Below are 5,098 nucleotides of genomic sequence, written 5' to 3'. Positions count from 1 at the left end.
AATCTTGTAAAGAGTCGAAAGGTTATGTTTAATGATAGGTTCTTCTTTTCTTTGATCAAACTTCAATAAAGAGGGAAACTTTAAACCAAACAAAGCAAGGCCACTCATCAGACAATCAACAAGAGGAACTTTGGCTTTCTTTGAAGAAACGCTGGGCTTGTCATCCGTCATGGTTAGTGACCCAGGGTCGGCAGTTTTAGTGACCCACCCCCTCGTCACCTTTAGTGACCCACCCTAGCTACCAAAATTTTTTTTCTTTATTTCTCTTAAACTGCATAAATCTTCATGGGACAATCTTTTTTCATCTTGTCCCGAAAAGGAGATTTTATGCCAAGGAAGAGAAATATGGTAGAATTACAACAAGTCATTTTTCGACTAAAATTAAAGCAAAGCATTCGCTCTATTAATCGCGATACCGGTATTCATCGTACGATTATCCGTAATCTCAATAAAGTTGCCAACAACAGCGGGTGGTTATCTAACGATAGATCTATCCCCTCTGAAAATGAAATTCACCAGGCTCTCATAGCTTTTAATTTAAAAAAATCTTCAAAACCGCATGACTTAGATTTTTTTAACCATTTAATTAAAGAGTGGTTAGCAAAGAACCATAGTTTTGTGGTCATTCATAAGCTTATTCAAGAGTACATCACGTGCAGTGAATCAACTGTACGAAGATTCATCCATCAACACTTTCCTAAACAAATTCAACCTATAATGATCAGACAGCATATTCCCGGTGAATATGCGGAAGTAGATTTTGGCTATCTAGGTTTATGTTTTGATCCTGAAAGTGGTAAAAATCGTCGCGCTTGGGTCTTTTCTTTAAGGCTTCGCCACTCACGCAAAGCCTATCGCGAAGTTGTTTTTGATCAGAGCAGCAAGACATTTTTAGCCTGTCATATCCATGCTTTTGAATGGCTAGATGGAGTCCCTACAAAAATTGTTATCGATAATCTAAAAGCTGGGGTAACAAAAGCTTCTTTAAATGAACCTTTACTCAACAGATCTTATCAGCAACTAGCAGAACACTATACATTCATCATCAGCCCTTGCATTCCTTACAAGCCTCAACATAAAGGTGGGGTAGAAAACGACATCAAATACGTCAAGAGAAATTTCCTTTCCTTTTTCTTAGAAAGTCAAGCACAAAAAGGTATCGAAGTGCCTTCTAAAGGTGATTTTCAGAAAGCTCTTGACCAATGGAATTGCGAGATCTCTGAAAAACGCAAAATTGGGGGTGTTGATCATACCCCTCAAGATCTTTTTGAAGAAGAAAAGAAGCATTTAAAACCCCTTCCAAGTTGCCGTTGGGATGCTTTGGAATGGTATTGTACAATGGTAGGAAAAGACTGGAGAGTGCGCTTTGATAAAGTTTGGTATTCGGTTCCTTATGCTTTTATAGGCAAAGAAGTACAAGTTTGTGCTAGCCAAAGCTCTCTTAAAATTTTCTATGCAGGCCAAGAAATTGCGATGCATTTACGTTCATATAAGCCCAATGATTACGTCAGGACAAATTTACATGCCCCTTTGCAGCAAGAAGAAGTGCTTAATGCCACCCGAGGCGGATTACTTGCTCAAGCAGAAACCATAGGCCCTTTTACCTTAAATTTAAGTGAAGATCTTCTTAATAATCCTTCTCACGATAAATTGAGGCCGGTTAGATTAATTTTAAAGCTTGCTTTACGCTATAGCCCTGCTAGATTAGAGAAAGCCTGCCAGAGAGCTCTTATTTATGGCACTATTTCTTATACCAGCATAAAAGCGATCTTAGAAAAAGCTTTAGATCAAAAGCCCTTTGAAGAGCAATCTACAAAATTAGATAAACCGCAAAAGTATTTTAAATTTGCTAGAGACCCACACTATTTTACCCAAGGAGCTATGTATGGATGAAATGATTTTGCTTAAAGCAAAACTTAACAAGCTTAAATTGCCTAAATTGTTGGAAACGCTTCAGGAACGTTTAAAACAAGCTATAAAAGAAAAATGGTCTTATTCGCAGTTTTTGGACATATTGCTTACGGATGAAATGGATCGTCGTAATCACAGTCAGTTCACAAAAAAGCTCGTAAAAAGCCATCTACAAGTCAATAAGACATTAGAAACTTTTGATTTTTCATTTAACACAAAAGTTTATGAGCCTATCCTTAAGGAATTAGCGACATGTCATTTTGTAGAAAATAAAGAATGCGTGCTAATCATCGGCCCCAGTGGAGTAGGAAAAAGCCATCTTGCCCAATCAATAGGCCATGAAGCTATTAGAAAAGGCTATGAGGTGCTTTTCTATAGAACCTACCAGCCTTTTAATTGGATATCTATGGGCCATGGAGATGGCAGCTATAGAAAAAGACTACAACAGGTCATTAAAGTGCCTTTATTAATTTTAGATGATTTTGGGTTACAATCGCTTAGTGAAGCCAGTCAAATGGATCTTTATGAAGTAATTTGTGAAAGATATGAGAAAGCTGCAACGATTATTACCAGCAATAGAGAATTTGGAGAGTGGCAGGAAATATTTGCCAATCCATTAATAGGTAGTGCAGCACTAGATCGTTTGATTCACAGAGCCACAAAGCTTGTGATTGAAGGAAAAAGTTATCGTATGGAACAATTCAATAAAAGATCAAAAAAACAAAGTAAAGAAACCGAGAAGTAAAGAAAAAATCCAAGCTAGGGTGGGTCACTAAAGGTGACGAGGGGGTGGGTCACTAAAACTGCCGACCCTGGGTCACCAACCATGACGGATGACAGGGCTCTTTGATCCTTGTAAAAGCTTTACGTGTGATGGCCAGTAAACCTGCAGCACAAAGGTATTTTTTCTCTTTCGCCCACATTCCCATAACTAACCTCACCTAATAGTTTACGAAAAAAAATTTCTTTTTTAGTTTATCACAGAGGGAATTTTTTTCAGCGGGAATCGCTGGAGCTTTGTAGGGATTGCCTTGTAGAGAAGATATAGTATTTAAAAAAAGGCTCTCAGAGTCTTTCCTTAGTGCAAAATGCTTTAAATCATGTTGAGCTATAGAGTGGGAAATAGTGCTCTTTATACGCTAACTCCTTTGCAAGCCTTTAAAAGAGAATAAGCTTATTTATCACGCGTGTGCCCATGCAAATCAAAGAGGTTAAGGAACTTGTGCTTGAAGTGCCTTACGACAAATCTGTAGAGATAATAGAAGCTATCGAGCTTTTGAGAGTACCTCTTGCTATGCAGGCTTTGAATAAAGGTGGTAGTCATCTTTTAGCCAAGCGGCCTATCAAAGAGAATGCTTTACCTTAGCTAAGCATTACCTGAAGGACAATGAAAAAGAAACCAAACCCTTCATTAAGTCCATGCTGTAAGAGTTTTCTTGTCCAAATAATGCTAAGCGCCAACTAGATAAGCTTGTAAAAAAACTTAAATATATACAGGTTATAGAATCTCAAATTATAGCAATTCAAAAGCATACTACGCCTGGTCGGCCCAAAGTTGAGCAAAAGCCTTCTACATCTAGCTATTAATTACAAGGCACAGTAACTTGCTCTTTGCTTAACAAGTTAGCCGATATCCTCACGCTAATAAGGATACAAATTCGTTTGACTTGATTTTTTAATTTTTTTATATTGCCTTTAATAAATAAAATACTGAAAAGTTATCACTACCCAAGGAATAAAATGCCTCCTATCTCTTCGGCCTCTATTGAAAGCTTGCCCAATGAATTGCTGCTCCCTATCTTAGAGGCTTGCGCAGTTCCTTCCTTATTTAGCGTCTGTAAAAGATGGCATCATCTGCTGGCTACTGAAGTCATGCCTCCTCTTTATAAGCAAATAGGTAAAGTGCATGTTCCTCAAGGAAATGTTAAGGAGCAGGCTCTTATTGTAGATAGGATTTATAAGCTAGAAGAAAAGCTTTCTGAAGTAGCAAAGGTAAATGCAATCTTTAGGCAAATCTTTACTTTAGCCAAGTCTTTTTCTCCTCTAGAATTTATAGAGAAAACAGAAGAAAACAGAGGTTTAACGCTGGCCAATTACTCTTCTTATTTTGTAAATATTAATCGCCTTTTACTTTGGAAAAACCTTCCTGGTGGGAAAAAATACTTGAGCCGAGAAGAAATTAAACACTTGCCTCTAGGAAAAAAAGGAGAGCTTCTTAGAGATTGGATTGAAGAAAATTGTAAAAACATCGCGGCTTTAGATTTATCTAGAGTAGGCTTGACTTATTTACCTCCAGAAATATGCCAGTTATCTCAGCTGAAAACGCTTGGCTTAAGCCAAAACCACCTCACCAGTCTGCCTGCAGAAATCAGGCAACTGCCTCAGCTGAAAGCGCTTGGCTTAAACCAAAACCACCTCACCAGTCTGCCTGCAGAGATTGGTCAATTGTCTCAGCTGCAAGTGCTTTACTTAAATCAAAACCAACTCACTGCTTTGCCTGCAGAAATCGGGCAGCTGTCTCAGTTGAAAACGCTTGACTTAAACCAAAACCAGCTCACCAGTCTGCCTGCAGAAATTGGGCAACTGTTTCAGCTACAATGGCTTGACTTAAATCAAAACCAGCTCACCAGTCTGCCTGCAGAAATTGGGCAGCTGTTTCAGCTGAAAGAGCTTAATTTAAGAGAAAACCAGCTCACCAGTCTTCCTGCAGAAATCGGGCAATTGTCTCAGCTGCAAGTGCTTAACTTAAATCAAAACCAGCTCACCAGTCTTCCTGCAGAAATCGGGCAATTGTCTCAGCTGCAAGTGCTTGACTTAAATCAAAACCAGCTCACCAGTCTTCCTGCAGAAATCGGGCAATTGTCTCAGCTGCAAAGGCTTTACTTAAATCAAAACCAGCTCACCAGTCTGCCTAAAAAAATCGGGCAACTGTTTCAGCTGCAAAGGCTTGACTTAAGTGAAAACCAGCTCACCAGTCTGCCTGCAGAGATTGGTCAATTGTCTCAGCTGCAATATCTTTACTTAAATCAAAACCAGCTCACCGCTCTGCCTGCAGAAATCGGGCGGCTGTCTAAGCTGCAGACGTTTAAATTAAATCAAAACCAGCTCACCAGTCTGCCTGCAGAGATTGGTCAATTGTCTCAGCTGCAATATCTTTACTTAAATCAGAACCAACTCACCGCTCTGC

At 39.0% G+C, this 5,098-nt stretch carries 5 protein-coding genes and 1 pseudogene; 4 read left to right on the top strand and 2 right to left on the bottom strand.

The window, feature by feature from the left end; genetic code table 11:
* Positions 1-219: pseudogene (locus tag NEOC65_RS04550) on the bottom strand (hypothetical protein); the annotation flags it as partial.
* 126 nt (positions 220-345) lie between these two features.
* On the opposite strand from NEOC65_RS04550, the gene istA reads away from it, so the two are divergent.
* Positions 346-1,893 (top strand): IS21 family transposase, encoded by a 1,548-nt coding sequence (gene istA, locus NEOC65_RS04545; protein ID WP_213155903.1) that lies wholly within the window; start codon positions 346-348, stop codon positions 1,891-1,893.
* Positions 1,886-2,656, top strand: coding sequence for an IS21-like element helper ATPase IstB (gene istB / locus NEOC65_RS04540; RefSeq protein ID WP_213155901.1), 771 nt, complete (start codon positions 1,886-1,888; stop codon positions 2,654-2,656). Before istA ends, istB begins: the two co-directional genes overlap by 8 nt.
* Before the next feature lie 52 nt (positions 2,657-2,708).
* Here the strand turns inward: istB and NEOC65_RS09710 are convergent, their stop codons facing one another.
* A complete protein-coding gene (locus NEOC65_RS09710; protein WP_283248274.1) occupies positions 2,709-2,840 on the bottom strand; it encodes a hypothetical protein in 132 nt (43 codons plus the stop codon).
* Between the two features lie 266 nt (positions 2,841-3,106).
* On the opposite strand from NEOC65_RS09710, the gene NEOC65_RS04535 reads away from it, so the two are divergent.
* Positions 3,107-3,277, top strand: coding sequence for a hypothetical protein (locus NEOC65_RS04535; RefSeq protein ID WP_213155899.1), 171 nt, complete (start codon positions 3,107-3,109; stop codon positions 3,275-3,277).
* Positions 3,278-3,651: 374 nt separating this feature from the next.
* Positions 3,652-5,098: leucine-rich repeat domain-containing protein (locus NEOC65_RS04530; protein WP_213155897.1), on the top strand; the 1,447-nt coding region annotated here is incomplete at its 3' end.

This window comes from Neochlamydia sp. AcF65, assembly GCF_018342435.1.
Taxonomy (GTDB): domain Bacteria; phylum Chlamydiota; class Chlamydiia; order Chlamydiales; family Parachlamydiaceae; genus Neochlamydia.
The sequence above is the reverse complement of the archived record's forward strand: the minus strand, read 5'-3'. Positions and strand labels throughout refer to the sequence as shown.

Excerpts from the sequence above, each read along its gene's own strand:
- istA (WP_213155903.1), top strand. The coding sequence starts at position 346 with ATGGTAGAATTACAACAAGTCATTTTTCGACTAAAATTAAAGCAAAGC.
- istB (WP_213155901.1), top strand. The coding sequence starts at position 1,886 with ATGGATGAAATGATTTTGCTTAAAGCAAAACTTAACAAGCTTAAATTG.
- NEOC65_RS09710 (WP_283248274.1), bottom strand. The coding sequence starts at position 2,840 with ATGGGAATGTGGGCGAAAGAGAAAAAATACCTTTGTGCTGCAGGTTTA.
- NEOC65_RS04535 (WP_213155899.1), top strand. The coding sequence starts at position 3,107 with ATGCAAATCAAAGAGGTTAAGGAACTTGTGCTTGAAGTGCCTTACGAC.